This window comes from Leisingera sp. ANG1, assembly GCF_000203975.2.
Lineage (GTDB): Bacteria > Pseudomonadota > Alphaproteobacteria > Rhodobacterales > Rhodobacteraceae > Leisingera.
The window spans coordinates 857623-877008 of sequence record NZ_AFCF02000001.1 but is presented as its reverse complement, the minus strand read 5'-3'; the positions used below and the strand labels follow the sequence as shown (position 1 = coordinate 877008).

Annotated in this window: 19 protein-coding genes and 1 tRNA gene; 8 read left to right on the top strand and 12 right to left on the bottom strand. The window is 62.8% G+C overall.

The window, feature by feature from the left end; all coding sequences use genetic code 11:
• The first annotated feature begins 44 nt into the window (after positions 1-44).
• Both GC1_RS04315 and GC1_RS04310 read left to right on the top strand, forming a co-directional pair.
• A complete protein-coding gene (locus GC1_RS04315; RefSeq protein ID WP_019295575.1) occupies positions 45-2342 on the top strand; it encodes a xanthine dehydrogenase family protein molybdopterin-binding subunit in 2298 nt (765 codons plus the stop codon).
• Positions 2320-3393 (top strand): DUF2235 domain-containing protein, encoded by a 1074-nt coding sequence (locus GC1_RS04310; RefSeq protein ID WP_019295574.1) that lies wholly within the window; start codon positions 2320-2322, stop codon positions 3391-3393. Before GC1_RS04315 ends, GC1_RS04310 begins: the two co-directional genes overlap by 23 nt.
• Positions 3394-3487: 94 nt before the next feature.
• On the opposite strand, the gene GC1_RS04305 is transcribed toward GC1_RS04310, so the two are convergent.
• The 3 genes from GC1_RS04305 to metF all read right to left on the bottom strand — a co-directional run bounded on the left by GC1_RS04305 (position 3488) and on the right by metF (position 5512).
• Positions 3488-4006 carry a DUF2867 domain-containing protein gene (locus GC1_RS04305; RefSeq protein ID WP_019295573.1) on the bottom strand — a complete coding sequence of 173 codons (519 nt, stop codon included), beginning with the start codon at positions 4004-4006 and terminating at the stop codon, positions 3488-3490.
• Positions 4007-4093: 87 nt separating this feature from the next.
• Complete coding sequence (locus tag GC1_RS04300; RefSeq protein WP_019295572.1) at positions 4094-4579, bottom strand: PaaI family thioesterase; 486 nt, start codon at positions 4577-4579, stop codon at positions 4094-4096.
• Between the two features lie 63 nt (positions 4580-4642).
• Entirely contained in the window at positions 4643-5512 is an 870-nt protein-coding gene (metF, locus tag GC1_RS04295; protein WP_019295571.1) for a methylenetetrahydrofolate reductase [NAD(P)H], read from the bottom strand.
• 100 nt (positions 5513-5612) lie between these two features.
• Between metF and GC1_RS04290 the strand changes: the two genes are divergently transcribed.
• Positions 5613-6518: a LysR family transcriptional regulator gene (locus GC1_RS04290; RefSeq protein ID WP_019295570.1), complete on the top strand. Its 906-nt coding sequence runs from the start codon at positions 5613-5615 to the stop codon at positions 6516-6518.
• Between the two features lie 96 nt (positions 6519-6614).
• Here GC1_RS04290 and GC1_RS04285 read toward each other — a convergent pair whose 3' ends face one another.
• The gene (locus GC1_RS04285) at positions 6615-7634 is read right to left on the bottom strand and encodes an NADP-dependent oxidoreductase (protein ID WP_019295569.1); all 1020 of its coding nucleotides are present in this window, start codon (positions 7632-7634) and stop codon (positions 6615-6617) included.
• A gap of 192 nt (positions 7635-7826) precedes the next feature.
• Here GC1_RS04285 and GC1_RS04280 point away from each other — a divergent pair, with 192 nt between their 5' ends.
• Entirely contained in the window at positions 7827-8612 is a 786-nt protein-coding gene (locus GC1_RS04280) for an inositol monophosphatase family protein (protein ID WP_019295568.1), read from the top strand.
• 107 nt (positions 8613-8719) lie between these two features.
• On the opposite strand, the gene GC1_RS04275 is transcribed toward GC1_RS04280, so the two are convergent.
• From GC1_RS04275 to putA, 3 genes are all read right to left on the bottom strand, one after another.
• A complete protein-coding gene (locus GC1_RS04275) occupies positions 8720-9097 on the bottom strand; it encodes a GFA family protein (protein ID WP_019295567.1) in 378 nt (125 codons plus the stop codon).
• 471 nt (positions 9098-9568) lie between these two features.
• Entirely contained in the window at positions 9569-10339 is a 771-nt protein-coding gene (locus tag GC1_RS04270; protein WP_019295566.1) for a rhomboid family intramembrane serine protease, read from the bottom strand.
• A 53-nt stretch (positions 10340-10392) separates the two neighbouring features.
• Positions 10393-13806 (bottom strand): bifunctional proline dehydrogenase/L-glutamate gamma-semialdehyde dehydrogenase PutA, encoded by a 3414-nt coding sequence (gene putA / locus GC1_RS04265; RefSeq protein WP_019295565.1) that lies wholly within the window; start codon positions 13804-13806, stop codon positions 10393-10395.
• A 125-nt stretch (positions 13807-13931) separates the two neighbouring features.
• On the opposite strand from putA, the gene GC1_RS04260 reads away from it, so the two are divergent.
• From GC1_RS04260 to GC1_RS04245, 4 genes are all read left to right on the top strand, one after another.
• Positions 13932-14402: an Lrp/AsnC family transcriptional regulator gene (locus GC1_RS04260; RefSeq protein WP_019295564.1), complete on the top strand. Its 471-nt coding sequence runs from the start codon at positions 13932-13934 to the stop codon at positions 14400-14402.
• 63 nt (positions 14403-14465) lie between these two features.
• Entirely contained in the window at positions 14466-15056 is a 591-nt protein-coding gene (locus GC1_RS04255; protein ID WP_019295563.1) for a tetratricopeptide repeat protein, read from the top strand.
• Between the two features lie 109 nt (positions 15057-15165).
• Positions 15166-15251: transfer RNA gene (locus GC1_RS04250), tRNA-Leu, on the top strand.
• Positions 15252-15423: 172 nt separating this feature from the next.
• Positions 15424-16155 (top strand): helix-turn-helix domain-containing protein, encoded by a 732-nt coding sequence (locus GC1_RS04245; RefSeq protein WP_019295562.1) that lies wholly within the window; start codon positions 15424-15426, stop codon positions 16153-16155.
• Here GC1_RS04245 and GC1_RS04240 read toward each other — a convergent pair.
• The 5 genes from GC1_RS04240 to queC form a co-directional block, all read right to left on the bottom strand.
• Entirely contained in the window at positions 16132-16818 is a 687-nt protein-coding gene (locus GC1_RS04240; protein WP_019295561.1) for a hypothetical protein, read from the bottom strand. The two genes, GC1_RS04245 and GC1_RS04240, sit on opposite strands and share 24 nt — an antisense overlap.
• Positions 16819-17054: 236 nt before the next feature.
• On the bottom strand, positions 17055-17519 hold the full coding sequence (gene queF, locus GC1_RS04235) for a preQ(1) synthase (protein WP_019295560.1): 465 nt from the start codon (positions 17517-17519) through the stop codon (positions 17055-17057).
• A gap of 16 nt (positions 17520-17535) precedes the next feature.
• On the bottom strand, positions 17536-18246 hold the full coding sequence (queE, locus tag GC1_RS04230; protein WP_019295559.1) for a 7-carboxy-7-deazaguanine synthase QueE: 711 nt from the start codon (positions 18244-18246) through the stop codon (positions 17536-17538).
• Entirely contained in the window at positions 18243-18596 is a 354-nt protein-coding gene (queD, locus tag GC1_RS04225; protein ID WP_019295558.1) for a 6-carboxytetrahydropterin synthase QueD, read from the bottom strand. Before queD ends, queE begins: the two co-directional genes overlap by 4 nt.
• Positions 18596-19297, bottom strand: a complete 702-nt coding sequence (gene queC / locus GC1_RS04220) for a 7-cyano-7-deazaguanine synthase QueC (RefSeq protein WP_019295557.1) — start codon at positions 19295-19297, stop codon at positions 18596-18598. The genes queD and queC overlap by 1 nt, the downstream gene beginning before the upstream one ends.
• Positions 19298-19386 lie beyond the last annotated feature (89 nt).

Genomic DNA, 19386 nt, shown 5'->3' with positions numbered 1-19386 from the left:
ACTCTCGCCCCCGGACAGCCAGTCAGCGCGGACAGGGGGCGAGCATGGACAAATTCGGGAAAAGCCAGCCGGTAAAACGGGTCGAGGATGTAAGGTTCCTGACCGGGCAGGGCAACTACGTCGAAGATGCCGCCCCGGCAGATGCCTTGCGCGCCTGGGTGCTGCGCAGCCCGGTGGCGCATGGGGTGATCACGGCGCTGCACACGGAAGATGCGCTGGAGGCCGAAGGCGTCCATGCGGTGATCACCCTGGCGGACCTTGAGGCTGCTGGCATCAACGTCTCAATGGATGGCACCACGGTGAAAAACCGGGATGGCACGGACGGCGCCTCGCCGGAACGCCCGATGCTGGCCCGCAACAAGGTCCGCTATGTCGGGGAGCCGGTGGCCGTTGTCGTGGCTGAAACGCTGGACCAGGCCCGTGATGCGGGTGAACTGATCGAACTGGAGATCGGCGACCTGCCGGTCAAGCTGGACCTTCACCCAGGCGGCGAGGCCCTGCACGGCAGCGTGCCGGACAACAAGGCCTTTGACTGGGGCATGGGGGATGAGGCGGCCACGGCAGAGGCCTTCCGCACTGCCGCCCATACCGTTGCCCTCCAGGTCGAGGACAACCGGATCATGGTCAGCACCATGGAGCCGCGCGGCTGCTTTGCCGAATGGCAGCAGGGGCGGCTGCATTTCACCTTTGGCGGTCAGGGGGTTTGGGGCATGAAGTCCCAGCTGGCTTCCAAGCTGGGGCTCAATGAGGATGACATCAAAGTCACCACGCCGGATGTCGGCGGCGGTTTCGGGATGAAGGCCTTTGCCTACCCCGAATACTTCGCAGTGGCCCACGCCGCCACGGTGCTGAGCCGCCCGGTGTTCTGGATGTCAGACCGGTCTGAGGCCATGCTGAGCGACAACGGAGGCCGCGATCTGACCTCGCTGGCTGAGCTGGCTTTTGACGAGGATCTGAAGATCACCGCCTACAGGGTGTCGACCCGCTGCAATCTTGGCGCTTACAACGCCCATTTCGGGCAGCCGATCCAGACCCAGCTGTTCAGCCGGGTGCTGGCGGGTGTCTATGACATCCAGACCGCCTGGCTGCAGGTGGAGGGTATCTATACCAACACCACTCAGGTGGACGCCTACCGCGGCGCCGGGCGGCCTGAGGCGATCTATGTGCTGGAACGGGTGATGGACCGCGCCGCGCGCGAACTGGGAGTTGATCCGCTGGAGCTGCGGCGGCGGAACTTCATCAAGCCTGCGGCGTTTCCTTATGGCACCGTGACCGGGGAGACCTATGACGTGGGTGATTTCGACAAAGTGCTGACCCGCGCCGCCAAGGAGGCGGACCTGAAGGGATTCGCCGCCCGCCGCGCCGAAAATGGTAAACGCGGCAAGTACCGGGGCGTCGGGGTCTGTTACTATATCGAAAGCATTTTGGGCGATCCTTCAGAAGGCGCGGAAGTGGAGTTTCTGGAGGATGGCCGGGTGAACATCTATGTCGGCACGCAAAGCAACGGCCAGGGGCATGAGACCGTCTATGCCCAGTTCCTTGCCGACCAGAGCGGAATTCCGGCGGAAATGATCCAAGTGATCCAAGGCGACAGTGACCGCATCGCGCAGGGCGGCGGCACCGGCGGCTCACGCTCTGTCACCACCCAGGCCAACGCGACACTGGCAGCCGTGGAGACGATGATTGCCGCCTTTATCTCCTTCCTGGCGGAAGAAATGGGCGTGGAAGAGGATGCCGTGGAGTTTGACGGCGATACCTTCCGGGCGCCCGGCTCCAATTTGACCCCCACCATGCTGGAAGCGGCAGAGATGGCCCGCGCGCAAGGCCGCACCGATCTGCAGCGTCACGCGGCGCGGGCCCGGCTGCCGGGACGCTCGTTTCCGAACGGCGCACATATTGCCGAAATTGTTATCGATCCGGAGACTGGGCAAGCCGACGTGGAGCGCTACACTGTAGTTGACGATTTCGGTAATCTGATCAACCCGATGCTGGCCGAAGGCCAAGTGCATGGCGGGGTGGCGCAGGGGCTGGGACAGGCCATGCTGGAGCGGGTTGTCTACGATGAGGACGGGCAGCTGCTCACGGCTTCGTTCATGGACTATGCCTTGCCGCGGGCCAGCGGCGTCCCCATGATTGGATTCACCTCCGAGCCGGTGCCTTCGACACAGAACCCGATGGGGATGAAGGGCTGCGGCGAGGCGGGCACCGTCGGTGCGCTGGCAGCGGTTGCAAACGCGGTGCAGGACGCGGTCTGGGACCGCGGCGTGCGGCAAGTGGACATGCCGTTCACCCCGCTGAGGATTTGGGAAGTGCTTAGAGATGTTTCTGAGGCAGCTGAGTAGAAGGGTTTTAGGGTGGCTTGGACGGCCGCTGCGCTCGGAGCATTCCGGCGAAACCAAGCTGCGCGGCCCCCAGGCCCATGTGATTATTCTCGACGGCACCATGTCGACGCTGGAACGGGGCCATGAAACCCATCCAGGCCAGCTTTACCGCCTGTGCCGGGAAATGGGCGGCCAGGTGTCGGTCTTTTACGAATCCGGTGTGCAGTGGAAAGGCTGGGGCAGCGCTCCGGACGTGATGATGGGGCGCGGCATCAACCGGCAGATCCGCCGCGCCTACGGCTACCTCGCCTCCCGCTACCGTCCCGGCGACAAGATCTACTTGTTCGGCTACTCCCGCGGTGCCTATGCGGTGCGTTCGCTGGCGGGCGTGATCGACCGGATCGGATTGCTGAAGCCCGAACATGCCACCGTCCGCCATATCCGCACCGCGTACCGGCACTACCGGCTGAACGGGCGCTCCAAGACCGGCGCTGCCTTCACCGCGGCCCATTGCCACGATGAGGTCGAGATTGAGATGGTCGGCGTCTGGGATACCGTCAAGGCGCTGGGCCTGCGCCTGCCGTTGCTGTGGCGCTGGGCGGAACGGCAGCATAACTTCCACAATCACACCCTGGGTCCGCATATTAAAACTGGCTATCACGCGCTGGCGCTGGATGAGACACGCGATGTGTTCAAACCCGTGCTGTGGGACTGCCCCAAGGGCTGGAGCGGCCATGTCGAACAGGTCTGGTTCCGCGGCGCGCATGGCGACGTGGGTGGCCAGCTTGGCGGGTTCGAGGACGCGCGGCCGCTGGCCAATGTTTCCTTGATCTGGATGCTGGAGAAGGCTGAGGAACGCGGCCTGCCGCTGCCGAGCGACTGGCGCATGCGCTTTCCGGTCGATCCCAAGGCGCCTTCGGTTGGCACCTGGCAGGGCTGGGCCAAGATCTTCCTGTTGCGCAGCCGCCGACGGGTTGGACTGGATGCCAGCGAACGGCTGCACAGCAGCGTAGATGCGGGCAGGCAGGACGCCGCTGCCGGCGGCTGGATGGCGATGTTTTCCAAGACATAAAGCTGAAATGGCGCAAATGCTTTCCCGAGGCGTGAGCCGCGGGGGGCAGCCGGCCATGCCTGAATTCGGGTGCCGCGGAGCTGAAGCCGGCAGGCTACCTGCCGCCAGTCCTGCGCTGCTCCAGCTCTATTTGCAGGCGTTTCAGGGACGATTTCACGATTAGCTTGTGAGCCGGCCCGACCGGCAGCATATAAATGCGGCCGAACAGGTTGTGTGTCTTCACAGATGAGGTGATGCTCAGCACGCCGCTATTGCTGGAAACGCAGGTCATGACGTCCAGATGCCGGTCCCGCACGGTGAGGGTCAGAATGCGGTCTGACACCGCTTCGACCAGAAAAAAGTCCAGCTTGTCCCCGACCGCCGTATTGGTGTGCCGTCTTCCCGAAAAGCCGCCGGTCCGTCTGACGCCAAAGCACGCGGATATCGTGTCGCGCAGCCAGAAGGCCAGCTTCATGCCGGGCAGGGGCCGCTCCTGCATGATGTTCCAGGCCTCCAGCGGGGTGACTTGAACCGGCAAAACCAGCGATTGCGTGTCGAGGAAATCAAGCTCCTTAGCGGGTGCCAGAACCTGAATGCGGGCGGTCGCGGCACGGGCGAGGCTGTTTGGCGGCATGGCCAGCCTTTCTGCGGTTTCTAATCTGCTTGCAGATACTTAGGTGGGAATCCGCAGCAGGCAAGGCTGCAGGCTGCACCGCATTGGTTACTGCGGCGCGATTTGCATCACAATGCAGGTGGTGGAGCCGGTGGCGTAGAGCTTGCCGTCCGCCAGCCCGCGGATCTCGCCATGGGCCACACCGGTCGAGCGGCCCACATGGTCGATGCTGCCGGTGCAGTCGATGGTGGTGCCCAACGGGATCGGCCGCAGGATGTTGATCTTGTATTCCAGCGTTGTGTAAACGGCGCCAAGCGGCACCTTGGTCATCACCGCGCAGGCCATGGCGCTGTCCAGAAGCGTACCGTACCAGCCGCCATGCACGGTTCCCATCGGATTGCAGACGTGAAATTCCGGCGTGCCGCGGAACACCACCTGGCCGTCCTCGACACTGTGCAGATGATAGCCCAGCGTTTCGGCGATCGGCGGGCCGGGCAGGCGGCCGTCCAGGATACTCTGCATGAAGTCGAGACCGGAAATCCGGCTGATTTGGTCAATCGTCAGCAGGTCGGAGGGCTGTTTGGCAAAAAACATGGCGCGCGGATCCTTGGCGGGAAGTCCCGGCCATTAGAAACCGCGCGCCATCTTGTGCAACGCTTACGCGACGTTCTGCAGTGACACTTTGGGGGTGACACCCAAGGCGAAGCAAACGTCGCGGGTCAGCTCCGGCCGGTTCAGCGTGTAGAAGTGCAGCTTGTCCACGCCGCCCTCCAAGAGGTCTGAGCAGAGCTCGGTGCACAGCGCAGTTGCCAGCAGTTCCTCGCGGTCGTCGCGCAGGGCTTTTTCAAAGGCATTTTCGACCCAATCAGGGATGATGGTGCCGCAGCGCTTGGCAAAGTTTCGGGCGCCTTTCCAGTTCTCGATCGGCAAGATGCCCGGAGTCAGTTTGCTGCCGTCGATCCCGGCTTTTTCGCAGGCATCGCGGAAGCGGAAGAAGGTCTCGGCCTCGAAGAAGAACTGGGTCAGCGCCTCATCCGCGCCGGCATCCAGCTTGCGCTTCAGCCATTCCACATCCGCTGCCTGATCGGCTGCGTCCGGGTGGCGGTCCGGATAGGCGCCGACCTTGATGTTGAAATTGCCGCGTGTCTTCAGGCCCTTGATCAGCTCAACCGAATTCGCAAACCCGTCCGGGTGCGGGATGAACTTGCCTTCGCCCTTGGGCGGGTCGCCGCGCAGGGCAACAATCTCGGTTACGCCGGCCTCTGCGAACTGATCGGCGATCTCCAGCGTCTCCGCCTTGGAGGCATTCACGCAGGTCAGATGCGCCGCCACGTTCAGGCCGGAGGATTTGTGCAGTGTCGACACCGCGTCGCGGGTCAGGGTGCGGGTGGTGCCGCCGGCACCATAGGTCACCGATACAAAGCGCGGATCCATCGGAGCGAGGACCTGCACGGTGTCCCAAAGCCGGAAGGAGGCTTCGAGGTTTTGCGGCGGGAAGAATTCAAAGGAAATCTTGGGCGTCGTCATGCTCGGGGTCTCTCGCTAGGTTGATGTCAGCTCTTGTTGCATGCGCAGCATTGTGAGACAATTTCATAATACTCAAGATTAACATGAGCGATCTGATAGAATGCACATCGAATTCCGCCACCTCCGCACCATCAAGGCTATCCATGAGGCCGGCGGTCTGGCCCGCGCTGCAGAGCAGCTGAACATCACCCAAAGCGCACTGAGCCATCAGGTGAAGGGGTTGGAGGACCAAGCAGGTGTTGAGCTGTTTATCCGCCGCTCCAAGCCGATGAAGCTGTCGCCCGCCGGCTTGCGGCTCTTGCGGCTGGCAGAGCAGGTCTTGCCGCAAGTCGAGGCGGCACAAGCAGAATTTTCGTCACTGCGGGACGGTAATACGGGCCGCATGCATATCGCCATCGAATGCCATGCCTGCTTTGAGTGGCTGTTCCCTGTGTTGGAAGGATTCCGCAAAAACTGGGGTGATGTGGACGTGGACATCCGTCCGGGCCTCGCCTTTGACGCTCTGCCCGCGCTGCTGAAAGAAGAGGTGGATCTGGTGGTCTCCTCTGATCCGGAAGACATCAACGGCGTCGATTTCATCGAGCTGTTTGACTACAACGCCGTCTTCGTTGCTTCGGCACAGCATCCCCTGGCAGAAAAACCCTATGTGGAAGCAGAGGATTTCATCGGCCAGAACCTGATCACCTACCCGGTGGACAAGGTCCGGCTGGATGTGTTCAGCCAGCTGCTGATTCCTGCCGGGGTGGAACCTGCCTCGATCCGGCAGGTGGAACTGACGGCGGTGATCCTTCTTCTGGTTGCCTCTAACCGCGGGGTCTCAGTACTGCCGGACTGGGTGGTGCGGGAGGTAAAATATTCCTCAGACTATGTGACCCGGCCGCTGACCAAATCCGGCATCACCCGCAGCCTCTATGCGGCAATCCGCACGGAGGACCGCGAGAAACCTTTCATGCAGGAATTGATCCGCCTGGCCAAGGTCGAGGCGCGCAAGCTGCAGCATCAATAAATCCTGCTCCGGGAGAGGTGCGGAGCGGCCTGCGCGGTCCCGGCGCCGGTTCCCGCTCCGCGGGGGTGCGTGCACCGGCATAGGCCGGCGCCTGGTTCAGACCAGTTTGACGATCTGCTTGCCGGTATTGCCGCCGTGCATCATCGCCAGGAAGGTCTTGGGGGCGTTTTCAAGCCCCTCGGCGATGTCTTCCAGGAAGTTCATGTCCCCGCTGGCGATCTTGGGTGCGACCTCCTGCAGGAAGTCGCTATAGCGGTCGTAGTGGTTGAAGATGATGAAGCCGTTGACCGACAGGAACTTTGTCAGCACCGCGCGCCAGATGGCCGGGGCCGTCAGATCTGTTTCGGCGCTGTTGTACCAGGCAATCATGCCGCAGACAGGGATGCGGCCGAAATTGTTCATCAGGGGCAGCACCGCCTCCAGCACCTTGCCGCCGACGTTTTCGTAGTAGATGTCGATGCCTTTCGGACATGCCGCGGCCAGCGCCTCACTCAGCGCTTCGCCACTGTCATAGGCGCGGTGGTCGAGGCAGGCGTCAAAGCCGAAGGTCTCCACCGCCAGCTTGCACTTGTCCGCGCCGCCCGCGATGCCGACGACGCGCAGGCCCTTCTGCTTGGCCAGCTGCCCCACCATGGACCCGACCGGGCCGGTGGCCGCGGCGACCACCAGGGTCTCGCCGGCCTGCGGGCGGCCATAGGCGTCCAAGCCATGCCATGCGGTAAACCCCGGCATGCCCAGAACGCCAAGCGCAGTGGTGAGCGGTGCCATATCCGGGTCAAGCTTGCGCAATTCGGAGGCCTTGGCGCAGGCGTGGCTGGCCCAGCCGAACATGCCCAAGGCAAAGTCGCCGGGCTGGTAGTCCGGGCTGCCCGAGGCGATCACCTCACCGACACCGCCCGCGGTCATGGTCTCGCCGATTTCCACCGGCGGGGCATAGGATTTGCCTGCATTCATGCGCCCCCGCATATAGGGGTCCAGCGACATATAGTGAACCTTTACAATCACTTCTCCTTCGCTGGGCTGGGGAAGGTCTGCAGTCTCGAGGCGGAAGTTTTCCTCGCTGGCCTGGCCTTCGGGGCGGCTGGCCAGCACGATACGCTGCATCTGGTCGGGCATGGGGGCACTCCTTGTTCTGTTTGCCCCAAACTCTGGGCGCGCCAGCGGCGGATTTCAACCGCTGGCGCGCGCGGCGCCGCGGCGTCAGGCGGGATGTGCAGTTTGCGGCATAACCCCTTGGCATTCTGGGGCAGGGCGCGTATAGGCACGCATTGACCCGGCATCTCCCCGACGTGACAGGATTCTGCAGACATGATTGGCAGCGCAAACCTCAATGTGATGATCAAGGCCGCCCGCAAGGCTGGCCGCTCCCTGGTAAAGGACTTCCGCGAGGTGGAAAACCTGCAGGTGTCGATGAAAGGCGCGGGCGACTTCGTCTCCAAAGCCGATATCGCCGCCGAGAAGATCATCAAGGAAGAGCTGCGCAACGCCCGCCCGACCTATGGCTGGATTGCTGAAGAGGGCGGCGAGATCGAGGGTGAAGACCCCACCCGCCGTTGGATTGTCGATCCGCTGGACGGCACCACCAACTTCCTGCACGGGCTGCCGCACTGGGCGATTTCCATCGCGCTGGAGCACAAGGGCAAGATCGTCGCCGGCGTGGTCTATGACGCTGCCAAGGATGAGATGTTCTTTGCCGAGAAGGGCGCAGGCGCCTGGATGAACGACACCCGCATCCGCGTGTCGGGCCGCCACCGGATGATTGAATCGATCTTTGCCACCGGCGTGCCGTTCGGCGGCCGCGCCGACCTGCCGCTGACGCTGCAGGACCTCGCCCGCCTGATGCCTGCCTGCGCCGGCGTGCGCCGCTGGGGCTCTGCCGCGCTGGACATGGCCTATGTGGCCGCAGGCCGCTACGAGGGCTTCTGGGAACGCCGCCTGAACCCGTGGGACCTGGCGGCAGGCATCATCATCGTGAAAGAGGCCGGCGGCCTGGCCGAGGCGATCGACCCGGAAGCGGGCATCATCGACAGCGGCTCAGTGGTCTGCTCGAACGAACCGATCTTCGAGAACTTCGCTAAGGTGATCCGAGGCTGAACCGGCTTGAGAAAATGAGATTTTGAAACGCGGCCGCTGTGCCGCGTTTTTTATTGCAGAAGATATTTTTTGAGGGCAGTGCCCGGCCTACCGGCCAGGCGTAAGAGTTATTGATCTGATGGATGGTTCACCCCGTCATTCCAGGGGATCTCGCCATAGGTCTCCGGATGCGTCCGCGGATTGGAACCCTCGATGCAGCCCAGGTTGACACCGCACTCCTTCGGATCGGACCGGCGCTGGTGGTGGGTGTAGATGCCGCAGGTCTTGCAGAAATAGTGCTTCGCCGTATGGGTGCCCCAGGTGTAGAGGCTGAGGTTTTCAGCCCCTTTCAGCACCTTGAGGCTGGCGGTCAGTGCGGTGACGGCAGCCGCTCCGCGCCGCAGGCAAAAGGAACAGTCGCAGCGCGCGGCAGAGGCGAGGCCTTCGGGAAACTCCGCCTCGATTTTTACGGCGCCGCAGTGGCAGGTGGCTTTCAGGTGGGGCATTGGCGGCATTCTCCTGAGTATCAGTGTCCTTGGGTTTGCTCACCAAGCCGTTTGAAGCATGTTGCTTCGAAACCCTTCGGCGCTTTGGTAACATGACAGGTTCCAAAACTCGCTTGGCTTTCGTTCTGATTGAACTCAACGTTTGGGATAAGGACAGTTCGGCCGTTTAGTTGCCAGTTTTGTTCGCCGGACTCTTCGATGTTAAAAACCACTTTGACTATGTTGCCGTTTTCCCACTCGAATACGCTGAGCCAATACCCTGTCCCTCCGTAGAAGTCCTGTCGGCAAGCTGATTGGCTTACGAGTTGAAAGGCTTCGTCCCCGTCCTGATCTATAAGGTAACTGCAGGTGCCGTAAGAATGCCAGTTGGCTGCAAAAGACAGTGTGGGATGGAGTAAAAAAGTTAACAAAAATAGTGACTTGAGCAAGATCGAATACCTGATTTCTAAAGTTTTGGTGAAGGTGAGGCTCTCATTTTCCCCACGGCCTCGGATTCCTCTTTTTCCGCGGCAGCTTGGGAATGCGGCTGGCGGAGTATTCATACTCATTCTCCGGATGCGGAGGGGTGCCATGCGTCCGGTCCCAGAACGCCGGGCCGCCGCGGCGCAGCCACAGGGGCAGGCACAGGATCAGACCGACCGCAAAGCCGCCGGCATGGGCCCAGTAGGCGACGCCGCCCTGGTCGGGGTCAGAACCGAGGCCGCCGAAGAACTGCATCGCCAGCCAGACGCCGAGCATAACAAAGGCGGGGATGGTGAAGATGCGGAAATAGATGATCAGCACCAGCAGGATATCGACGCGCGCCTTGGGGTACATCAGCAGGTAGCCGCCCATCACGCCTGCAATGGCGCCGGAGGCCCCGATTGTGGGCACCATAGACCCAGGTGCGGACATCACATGGATCAGCCCTGCGCCAAACCCGCTGAGGAGATAGAACAGCAGAAAGGGCAGGTGGCCCATCTCCTCTTCCAGGTTGTCGCCGAAGATCCACAGGAACAGCATGTTGCCGCCCAGATGCATCAGCCCGCCGTGGATGAACAGGGAGGTGAACAGAGTCCCGTACCCGTAGCCGCGGTTGATCTCGGCCGGGACAACGGCATAGGCGTCATAGAAATAGGCAAGCGCCCGGGGCGAGGCGTAGCTGGCGGTGTAGTAGAAATAGGCCAGGATATTTGCGGCAATCAGCGCGTAGACGACATAGGGCCTGCGGCCGGACGGGTTGTGGTCGCGGATCGGAAACATGGGGGAACGCTGGGCCGGAAACGGCCCAGCGTCAAGTGCTTAGCGCGGAAAGCTCAGGCCATGCCGCCCAAGAGCTGCGCGTTGCCGCCGGAGGCGGTGGTGTCGACGCAGACGTGGCGCTCGGCCAGCACCCGGGCGCGGTCTGGCTTGCCCGGGATCAGCGGCACAATTGCGCCTTCTCGCTTGGCCAGGCTCTGTTCGATTTCGCGGCCTGTAGCTTCGTCGCCCCACCACAGCACCCCGGCGATGCCCTCGATGCTTTCCAGCTGGCGCATATCCAGCAGCCCGTGCGCCTCAATCGCGGTGCCGCCGAGGCTGATCACTTCTTTGGCCTGGGCCGCCGCGGCCTCCGCCCCCGGACCCATGCACAAGAGCGGCGGGCGGGCAGAGACTGTCAGGCGGTTCGATTCACCGGTCGGGCCGGGCAGGGAGGTTGTGACCGGCTGCGAGGGCACGCCGCTTGGCGCCTTCAGATCGGTGATGTTGCTGTCCCAGCTGTTTGCGCTGGACTGGCGGTCCGGTGCGCAGAAGCGGCTGAGGTAGAGCGGGCCGCCCGCCTTGGGGCCGGTTCCGGACAACCCCTCGCCGCCGAACGGCTGGCTGCCGACGATGGCGCCGATCTGGTTGCGGTTCACATAGATGTTGCCGGCATGCACCCGGTCGCAGACATGCTGCACCCGGTCGTCGATCCGGGTGTGGAGCCCGAAGGTGAGGCCATAGCCGGTGGCGTTGATGTCGGAAATCACCTGGTCCAGCTGCTGCGATTTGAACCGCGCCACATGCAGGACCGGGCCAAAGATCTCTTCCTTCAGATCACTGATGCCGGAAACCTCGATCATGGTCGGCGCAACAAAGGTGCCGGCCTGCGGCGCGCGCATTTCCTTCAGCACGCGGCCCTCGGCGCGGGCTTTGCCGACATGCGCCAGGATGCCTGCGCGGGCGGTTTCGTCGATCACCGGGCCGCTGTCGGTGGACAGGTTCCAGGGATCATCCAGCTGCAGGCAGTCCATCGCGCCCTTCAGCATTTTCAACACGTTGTCGGCAATGTCGTCCTGCAGATACAGGCAGCGCAGCGCCGAACAGCGCTGGCCGGCCGATTGGAAAGCGCTTTCGATCACCGCCTGTACCGCCTGTTCCGGCAGTGCGGTGGAGTCGACGATCATCGCGTTCAGGCCGCCGGTTTCCGCAATCAGCGGTGCGCCCGGCTGCAGGTTGTCAGCCATCGCCTTGCGGATGCGCAGGGCGGTGGCGGTGGAGCCGGTGAAGGCAACGCCGTTCACGCGCGGGTCGGAGGTGATGGCCGCACCAACCACGCTGCCGCGGCCCGGCACCAGCTGCAGGGCGCTGCGCGGCACGCCGGCCTCATGCATCAGCTGCACGGCGCGGTGGGCAATCAGCGGCGTCTGGTCGGCGGGTTTGGCCAGCACGGCGTTGCCAGCGGACAGCGCGGCCGAGACCTGGCCGGTGAAGATCGCCAGCGGGAAGTTCCACGGCGAGATGCAGGAGAAGATGCCGGCAGGCGGCGCATCGGAATTGCGCGCCGCATAGTAGCGCAGGAAGTCCACCGCCTCGCGCAGTTCGGCAACCGCATCGGGGATGGTCTTGCCGGCCTCGCGGGCAAGGATTGCGAACAGCTCGCCGAAGTTTTCCTCATAAAGGTCGGCGGCCTTGTTCAGGATCGCGGCACGCTCCGCAGCTGGGGCGTCCCAGGGATCGGCCAGCGCCAGCGCCAGTTCGATATCGTCCTGGCTGCACTGGCTGACGGTGCCAACCACGCTGTGGTCGGTTGGGCTGGTCACATCCTTGGCGGCCTCCGGCTGGGCATCGCCTGCCAGCAGCGGCGCGGCTTCCCACTGGTGGCTGCGCCAGGGCGCGCGGGCCTCTTCGATCTTTACCAGCGTCGGGGCGTGGCCCAGATCGAACCCTTTGGAGTTCGGGCGTTCCGGCGCGTACAGCTCCGGTCCGGTCGGGATCTTGCGGGTCACATCTGCGATGGCCTCAAACGGGTCCGCGGCCACCACCTCCGGCGGCACGTTGTCGTCCACGATCTGGTTCACGAAGGAGGAGTTGGCGCCGTTTTCCAGCAGGCGGCGCACCAGATAGGCCAAGAGGTCGCGGTGGGCGCCGACGGGGGCGTAGATCCGACAGTTGGTCTTGTTCTGCTCCAGCACCATCTGGTGCAGCGTCTCGCCCATGCCATGAAGGCGCTGGAATTCATAGCGCTCATTGCCGACCCCTTCGGCCATATGCAGGATGGCAGCGACGGTATGGGCGTTGTGGGTGGCGAACTGCGGATAGATCCGGTCCGTCATGCCCAAGAGCTTGCGGGCGTTGGAGATGTAGGAAACATCGGTCAGCGGCTTGGAGGTGAAGACCGGGAAGCCATCCACACCCTCGACCTGGGCACGCTTGATCTCGGTGTCCCAATAGGCGCCCTTGACCAGCCGCACCATGAAGCGGCGGTCGTATTTCTCGGCCATTTCATGCAGCGCATCAATCGCCAGCCCGGTGCGCGGGCCATAGGCCTGCACCACCACGCCAAAGCCGTCCCAGCCGGCCAGCGCCGGGTCAGAGACCACGGCCTCGATCACTTCCAGCGACAGCGACAGGCGGTCTGCTTCTTCGGCATCGACATTCAGGCCCATCTTGGCCGCCTTCGCCAGCAGCGCCAGCGCCTTCAGGCGCGGCACCAGCGCTTCCATCACGCTGTGCTCATGCGCCAGCTCATAGCGCGGGTGCAGCGCCGACAGCTTCACCGAGATGCCGGGGTTCCTGCGGATATCGTCGCTGTTGCAGGCAGCCGCAATGGCAGAAATCGCTTTGGAATAGGCCAGGTGATAGCGCGACGCGTCGGCCTCGGTGCGAGCGGCCTCGCCCAGCATGTCGTAGGAATAGGTGTAGCCCTTGGCCTCCATCCCCGCGGCGCGGTTCATCGCGCTTTCAATGGTTTCGCCCAATACGAACTGGCGGCCCATTTCCTTCATTGCGCGGCTGACGGCAGTGCGGATCACCGGCTCGCCCAGGCGTTTGATGGCACCGCGCAGGGCGCCGATCGGGCTGCGTTCCTCGTCCAGCACCTTGCCTGTCAGCATCAGCGCCCAGGTAGAGGCGTTGACCAGCGAGGAGGTCGATTTGCCCAGGTGCTTGCCCCAGTCAGACGGTGCAATCTTGTCCTCGATCAGCGCGTCTATTGTGTCCGCATCCGGCACCCGCAGCAGGGCTTCGGCCAGGCACATCAGGGCAACGCCCTCATCGGTCGACAGGCCGTATTCGGCCAGGAAGACTTCCATCAGGCCCGGTGCCGAATGGCCGCGGATATCACGCACCAGCGCAGCGGCGTTGGCGCAGATTTTTTCGCGGTCGGCATCGGTGAGGGCGGCCTGGGCCACCAGCAGGTCGCGCATTGCGGTTTGATCGGCATAGGTGCCGGCGTCGATCCGGTAGCGCAGCTTGGTTTGAGCGGTCATGCGGGGAACTCCACAAAAGGTGTGCAGGGCTTTTGTTAAGAGTACACCCTTTCTGAAAGGACAATCGCCTGAAGATGTGATACTTGCAGGTCAAATGAGTGAAAAGTTAACTCCGGAAAGTCCAAATGAACTCTGTTGATCTTGATCGCTACGACCGGGCGATTCTGAACGTCCTGAGCGAGGATGGCCGCATCTCCATCGCCGATCTCGCGCGCCGGATCGGACTGTCGAAAACCCCGACCCAGACCCGGCTCAAGCGGCTGGAGGCGGAGGGGATCATCACCGGCTACCGCGCCCTGGTCGACCCGATCCGGCTGGGGCTCGATCATGTGGCCTTTGTCGAGGTCAAGCTGGACGACACCCGCGAGGCGGCGCTGGCCAAGTTCAACGCCGCGGTGGCGCGGCTGCCAGAGATCGAGCAGGCGCATATGATGGCCTCGCATTTCGACTACCTGCTGAAGGTCCGCACCCGCTCCATGACGGATTACCGTGCGGTGCTGGGAGAGAAGATCTCTTCGCTGCCGCATGTGGCATCTACCTCCACCTATGTGGCGATGCAGGCAGTCAAGGAAGACGGCGCGCTGGGGCCGTTGTAGGGTCGGGGCAGGATCGCACGGCCAGTTGACTTGATTGAAACTGCAATTGTGCGAGCATGGGGCATGTTTCTTGTCTTGTTTCGCCCACCGTTTGCACTTGCCGCGGCTCTCACCGCCGCGGCTTTTCCGGCGCAGGCATCGGACTGCCCTGATGCGCCTGACCACAGCACCCCGCTGGAGGCGCTGATGGAAGAGGTGCAGGACGCAGAAAGTGAAACCCAGGCGCGGGAAATCGCCAACCGGATGTGGGAATATTGGGCTGATGCGCCAAATGCGCAGGCGCAGGCCATGCTCGACCGCGGCATGACCAAGCGCTCCGCCTTCGATTTCCTCGGCGCGCTTGCGGACTTCGACCAGCTGATTTCCTATTGCCCGGACTATGCCGAGGGCTACAACCAGCGCGCCTTTGTGCATTACCTGCGCAGGGATTTCGCCGCGGCCCTGACGGATCTGGACCGGGCCTTGGACCTGTCGCCACGCCATATCGCCGCCATGAGCGGGCGGGCGCTATCGCTTTATGGTCTGTCCCGGCTGGAGGAAGCGCGCGAAGCCCTGGCGGCAGCGCTGAAGCTCAATCCCTGGCTGCCGGAACGCTATCTGGCAGAGCCCGGCGGGCCGCTGGCGCCGCTAGGGGCGGAAGATGTGGAGTTGTAGCACTGCCCGCTCTGCGCGAAATTTTTGCCGGTCTGACCGAAAACACATTGTCCGCGTGAAATCAGGAGGCTAGACCTGCGTCCAAGGTGCCGCGATCCGGCGCCTGTGTGCGGACGTGGTGGAATGGTAGACACCGGAGACTTAAAATCTCCTGGCCGTATGGCCGTGCGGGTTCGAGTCCCGCCGTCCGCACCAGCTCTCTCAACTAGATTGCGGCGATGTCCTGAGGGCACCTTCGGCACGTCCCCGCGCAACGCGGAGGACTGCCAGCCATTTCGCGGCGTATCGCCTGCTCGCGCTGACTTTGCGTTGCTGTGACGATGATTTTATGCAAGATGTTTCGCGGAATGTGAAAGATCCGGCACATATGGCGCTCATCCACGAGAAAATTTCGGCCCTACTGGAGGATATGAACCTGTCCAACCGGCAGGCGGCGCTGAAGTGCGGCATCCCCTATGGCACCTTCAACAGCGCGCTGAAGCATGAGCGCGAGATCGGCTGGAGCACGCTGGATGCGCTGGCGCGCGGGCTTGGGGTGTCGTTCCACTACTTCTCTTCCGAGACCTCGGGGCTGGAACTGCTGCCGGATATCCGCGCTGACGCGGCTGCCGTGAAGGCGTTTGAGATTCTCAATACCCGGCTGCAGGCCGCCGCGAGAACCCGCCAATACAGCGGCTGCGATGTGTCGCTGCAGGATTTCCTGGACTGGTGGTTCGCCAACAGCGGCCGCCTGGAAGGGTTTGACCGGTTGCAGCATGCGGTCGACATGTTCGACCCGCCGGATGCGGAACAAAACCGGATACAGCCGATCCGCTCCGGTCCAGCCAGCCTCGCCTCGATCTGCTTTGAAGTTTCCGACAGCAACCAGCTGCGCAGCACACTCAATGGCTTCAGCGACAAGGTGAACGCCGATCTGGTGATGGCCCACAGCGAAGCCATCAGCCGGGGTGAGCCGGTGATTACCCATCCCTCGCTGGATGTGAAACTGCTGAACGGGCGCCGCTTTACCCGCCAGTACCGCCGGGTGCTGGCGCCGGTCTACCTGCCTGACGGCAAGCTGCTGGTGGTTAACTTTTCACAGGACATCAAAACCGGCTAGGTCGCTCTGCAGCATATGCTCCATCTCCAGCCGGGGCGCGCCGACGAACCATTCGGTGCTGCTGCGCACCTCCGGTTCCGGGTCGCGCCACTTTTGCGCCCGGGGGATCGCCCGGGTGAAGCCATAGACAAGGTCCAGCCGCGCCTGCATGTGGCGGTCGGGGATGAAGGCGTAAATCCAGTCCACATCCCATTTCTGGATTGCCAGTATCAGAAAGATCCGCATGAACGGCGCCAGCCGTTCCGCCCGCCGTCCGCGGTGGCCGGGCAGAAAGGTCAGCTCACCCACATAGGCCAGCCGCCCACGCACTTCGCGCGCCAGCGGCTCTGCCACGCTTTCGACGCCGCCGCCGGCATCGTTGGGAAACTGGTGCCGCGAGGTGCGCAGCAAATACTCTGCCAATGTCTCCCGGCCTAGATCCTGCAGCATCGACGCCGCACCGCCGATGTAGCTGTCGCCGTCCTTCAGAAACAGCCAGAAAGCAGAGTTTTCGGTGTGGTCAGCCCGTTCGATGGCAAAGCCCGGCATCTGGAATTGGCGTCCCGTTGTGGCGGCGGCTTCCGGAACCTTCTCGAAATCCGTGAACATTTCAACCTGCAGCCCGGCCTGCGAAAGCGCCTGCAAATAGACCGACAGCGTTTTCCCCAAATCAAGTGCGTTCATCAAGTTCCCCCGTCACAAATAGTACATTCCGGGATATCCCGGATTGCCCGCTGACACCGCTACAGAGTGCGATTTGATTAAAATCTTAACCACTTTTGCGGTAATTTGTTTACTTCTGTGCGAGGGTGATGTTTTGCGAAATGCCGTAGGCAAGCGGCAGTAGGGATTGTTTTCAAAGAAAAAGCCCGGCAGTGCTTCTGTCGGGCTGATCCGTGCGATGAGGTCTCAAGGTTGTGTCAGCCGCGGCCGCGGTAGGGTGGCACGCCCTGGTCGGGAATCCAGACGCCCTCGGGCATCGGGCCGGTCTGCCAGAACACATCAATCGGAATGCCGCCGCGCGGGTACCAGTAGCCGCCGATACGCAGCCATTTCGGCTCCAGGAAATCGGCCAGGCGGCGGGCGATGGAGACCGTGCAATCCTCATGAAAGGCGCCGTGGTTGCGGAAAGAGGTGAGGAACAGCTTCAGCGACTTGCTCTCCACCAGCCACTCGCCCGGCACATAGTCGATCACCAGATGGGCAAAGTCCGGCTGGCCGGTCATCGGGCAGAGCGAAGTGAACTCCGGCGCGGTGAAGCGCACGTTGTAGGCCACGTCTGCTTGCGGGTTCTGCACCCGCTCCAGTTCCGCCTGTTCTGGGCTTTGCGGCACGATGGTGTCGCCGCCCAGCTGTTTCAGATTGCTGTAGATGCTATCAGACATAGCAGGGTTCCTATGTTCAGACGCCGCGCTTGTTGCCCCAGACCAGCACATGCAGCTGCGGGAGGACGCGGGGGGTGAACCAGCCGTCGCCGGTCACTTTTTCAATCAGCCACAAAAGGCGTTCGGTGGCCTGGTTCAGATCGACGGGCTGTTCCGGGTCGACCTCCGGGTTGCCGGGCTGCAGGTACAGCGGCAATTCCGGATGGCGCTCAGCCGCGGCCTTGGCCCAAGCGTAATCCTTGTCGTCGAAGATCACGATCTTCATCACCGCCTGGCCGCAGCCCTGTGCCGCCTCAAGGCATTGGTCAAATGCTTTCCAGTCCACGGTTTCGCCGCTGGAGGGCGGCTTGGGGCTGAGCACCAGCGTATCCAGATCTGCAAACCAGGGTTTGCTGACCGATCCTTGGGTCTCGCAGGCAAACCGGTAGCCCTCGGCCTTGCCGTAGGCAATCACCGGTGCGAAATCCTGGATTGCCGGGTTGCCGCCGGAGATCGAGACGGTCAGCGGCTTGCCGCCGGACAGTCGGCGCACTTCGGCCATAACTTCTTCGGGCGCCATCACCGCCCAGTCGTGGCGATAGGCGCTGTCGACCGCATGCATGCTGTCGCACCAGGAGCAGCGGTAATCGCAGCCGCCGGCGCGTACAAATACCGTGGGCTCCCCGATCAGGGCGCCTTCGCCCTGGATCGTGGGGCCGAAGATTTCCGCGATGCGCAAAGTCGTCATGGCCGGTACTCTGCCCAGGTTTTCGGGGTTTCGGAAACCTTCACAGCAGATACTTCCGGCCAGCGCGCGTGGCACCAGTCGTAGAAATGCCTGGCCATGTTCTCCGCAGTCGAATGCCCGTCTAGCACATCGTTCAGGTGCCGGTGATCGAACGTCCCGTCGATGTAGTCCTTCAGCGGCTTCAACTCGTGATAGTCGCGCACAAAGCCGTCACTGTTCAGCTCCTTCGCCGCCAGTTCCACCACCACGACATAGTTATGGCCGTGCAGCCGGGCACACTGGTGATCGGAAGGCAGATGGGTCAACTGGTGCGATGCGGAGAAATGGAACTCCTTGGTGATCCGGAACATCAGGCGCCGTCCTTGGCAGCAATTGCCGCTTTCCAGAACTCCGGGTCGGCATAGTCTGTTGGATCCTCGACACCGGCCAGATGGAAGGCCTCTCGCCGTTCCACGCAGGTGCCGCAGCGCCCGCAATGCTTGTCGCCGCCTTTGTAGCAGGACCAGGTCTCGGCAAAGGGCGTGTTGTGCTTGGCGCCCGCAGTCACGATGTCGCCCTTGGTGCGGTGCACAAACGGGGTGTAAAGCCGCACGTCGGCATAGCCGTCCAGCGCCGCGCGCTGCATGGCGTCAAACGCCTCGGTAAAGGCCGGGCGGCAGTCCGGATAGATGAAGTGATCCCCGCCATGCACCGCCGTTGCCACGGCCTCGTCGCCGTTTGCAGCGGCAATGCCATAGGCGATGGTCAGCATGATCGCGTTGCGGTTCGGCACCACGGTGACCTTCATGGTCTCTTCTTCGTAGTGTCCGTCCGGCACGTCGATGTCATCGGTGAGCGCCGAGCCGGAAAGCGCGGCGCCGATACCCCTCATGTCGATGATGTCATGCGGCACACCCAGCCGCTTGGCTGCGGCGGCGGCATAGTCCAGTTCCTTCTTGTGGCGCTGGCCGTAGTCAAAGGAGACAAGACGGGTCAGCTGATGTTCTTCAGCGACCATATGGGCAAGCGAAACGGAATCCAGCCCGCCCGAGCAGATAACGATAGTTTTCATTTTTGAACCCTTGTTTTGGTGACCGGGTAGGCTGCGACCGGTGTCGCGCGTTTAGCAGCATGGCGGGAATGGCGCAAGTCGCGGGCGGA

Bases quoted from the DNA above. Each gene is read 5' to 3' on its own strand.
- GC1_RS04315 (WP_019295575.1), top strand. From the start codon at position 45: ATGGACAAATTCGGGAAAAGCCAGCCGGTAAAACGGGTCGAGGATGTA.
- GC1_RS04310 (WP_019295574.1), top strand. From the start codon at position 2,320: ATGTTTCTGAGGCAGCTGAGTAGAAGGGTTTTAGGGTGGCTTGGACGG.
- GC1_RS04305 (WP_019295573.1), bottom strand. From the start codon at position 4,006: ATGCCGCCAAACAGCCTCGCCCGTGCCGCGACCGCCCGCATTCAGGTT.
- GC1_RS04300 (WP_019295572.1), bottom strand. From the start codon at position 4,579: ATGTTTTTTGCCAAACAGCCCTCCGACCTGCTGACGATTGACCAAATC.
- metF (WP_019295571.1), bottom strand. From the start codon at position 5,512: ATGACGACGCCCAAGATTTCCTTTGAATTCTTCCCGCCGCAAAACCTC.
- GC1_RS04290 (WP_019295570.1), top strand. From the start codon at position 5,613: ATGCACATCGAATTCCGCCACCTCCGCACCATCAAGGCTATCCATGAG.
- GC1_RS04285 (WP_019295569.1), bottom strand. From the start codon at position 7,634: ATGCCCGACCAGATGCAGCGTATCGTGCTGGCCAGCCGCCCCGAAGGC.
- GC1_RS04280 (WP_019295568.1), top strand. From the start codon at position 7,827: ATGATTGGCAGCGCAAACCTCAATGTGATGATCAAGGCCGCCCGCAAG.
- GC1_RS04275 (WP_019295567.1), bottom strand. From the start codon at position 9,097: ATGCCCCACCTGAAAGCCACCTGCCACTGCGGCGCCGTAAAAATCGAG.
- GC1_RS04270 (WP_019295566.1), bottom strand. From the start codon at position 10,339: ATGTTTCCGATCCGCGACCACAACCCGTCCGGCCGCAGGCCCTATGTC.
- putA (WP_019295565.1), bottom strand. From the start codon at position 13,806: ATGACCGCTCAAACCAAGCTGCGCTACCGGATCGACGCCGGCACCTAT.
- GC1_RS04260 (WP_019295564.1), top strand. From the start codon at position 13,932: ATGAACTCTGTTGATCTTGATCGCTACGACCGGGCGATTCTGAACGTC.
- GC1_RS04255 (WP_019295563.1), top strand. From the start codon at position 14,466: ATGTTTCTTGTCTTGTTTCGCCCACCGTTTGCACTTGCCGCGGCTCTC.
- GC1_RS04245 (WP_019295562.1), top strand. From the start codon at position 15,424: ATGGCGCTCATCCACGAGAAAATTTCGGCCCTACTGGAGGATATGAAC.
- GC1_RS04240 (WP_019295561.1), bottom strand. From the start codon at position 16,818: ATGAACGCACTTGATTTGGGGAAAACGCTGTCGGTCTATTTGCAGGCG.
- queF (WP_019295560.1), bottom strand. From the start codon at position 17,519: ATGTCTGATAGCATCTACAGCAATCTGAAACAGCTGGGCGGCGACACC.
- queE (WP_019295559.1), bottom strand. From the start codon at position 18,246: ATGACGACTTTGCGCATCGCGGAAATCTTCGGCCCCACGATCCAGGGC.
- queD (WP_019295558.1), bottom strand. From the start codon at position 18,596: ATGTTCCGGATCACCAAGGAGTTCCATTTCTCCGCATCGCACCAGTTG.
- queC (WP_019295557.1), bottom strand. From the start codon at position 19,297: ATGAAAACTATCGTTATCTGCTCGGGCGGGCTGGATTCCGTTTCGCTT.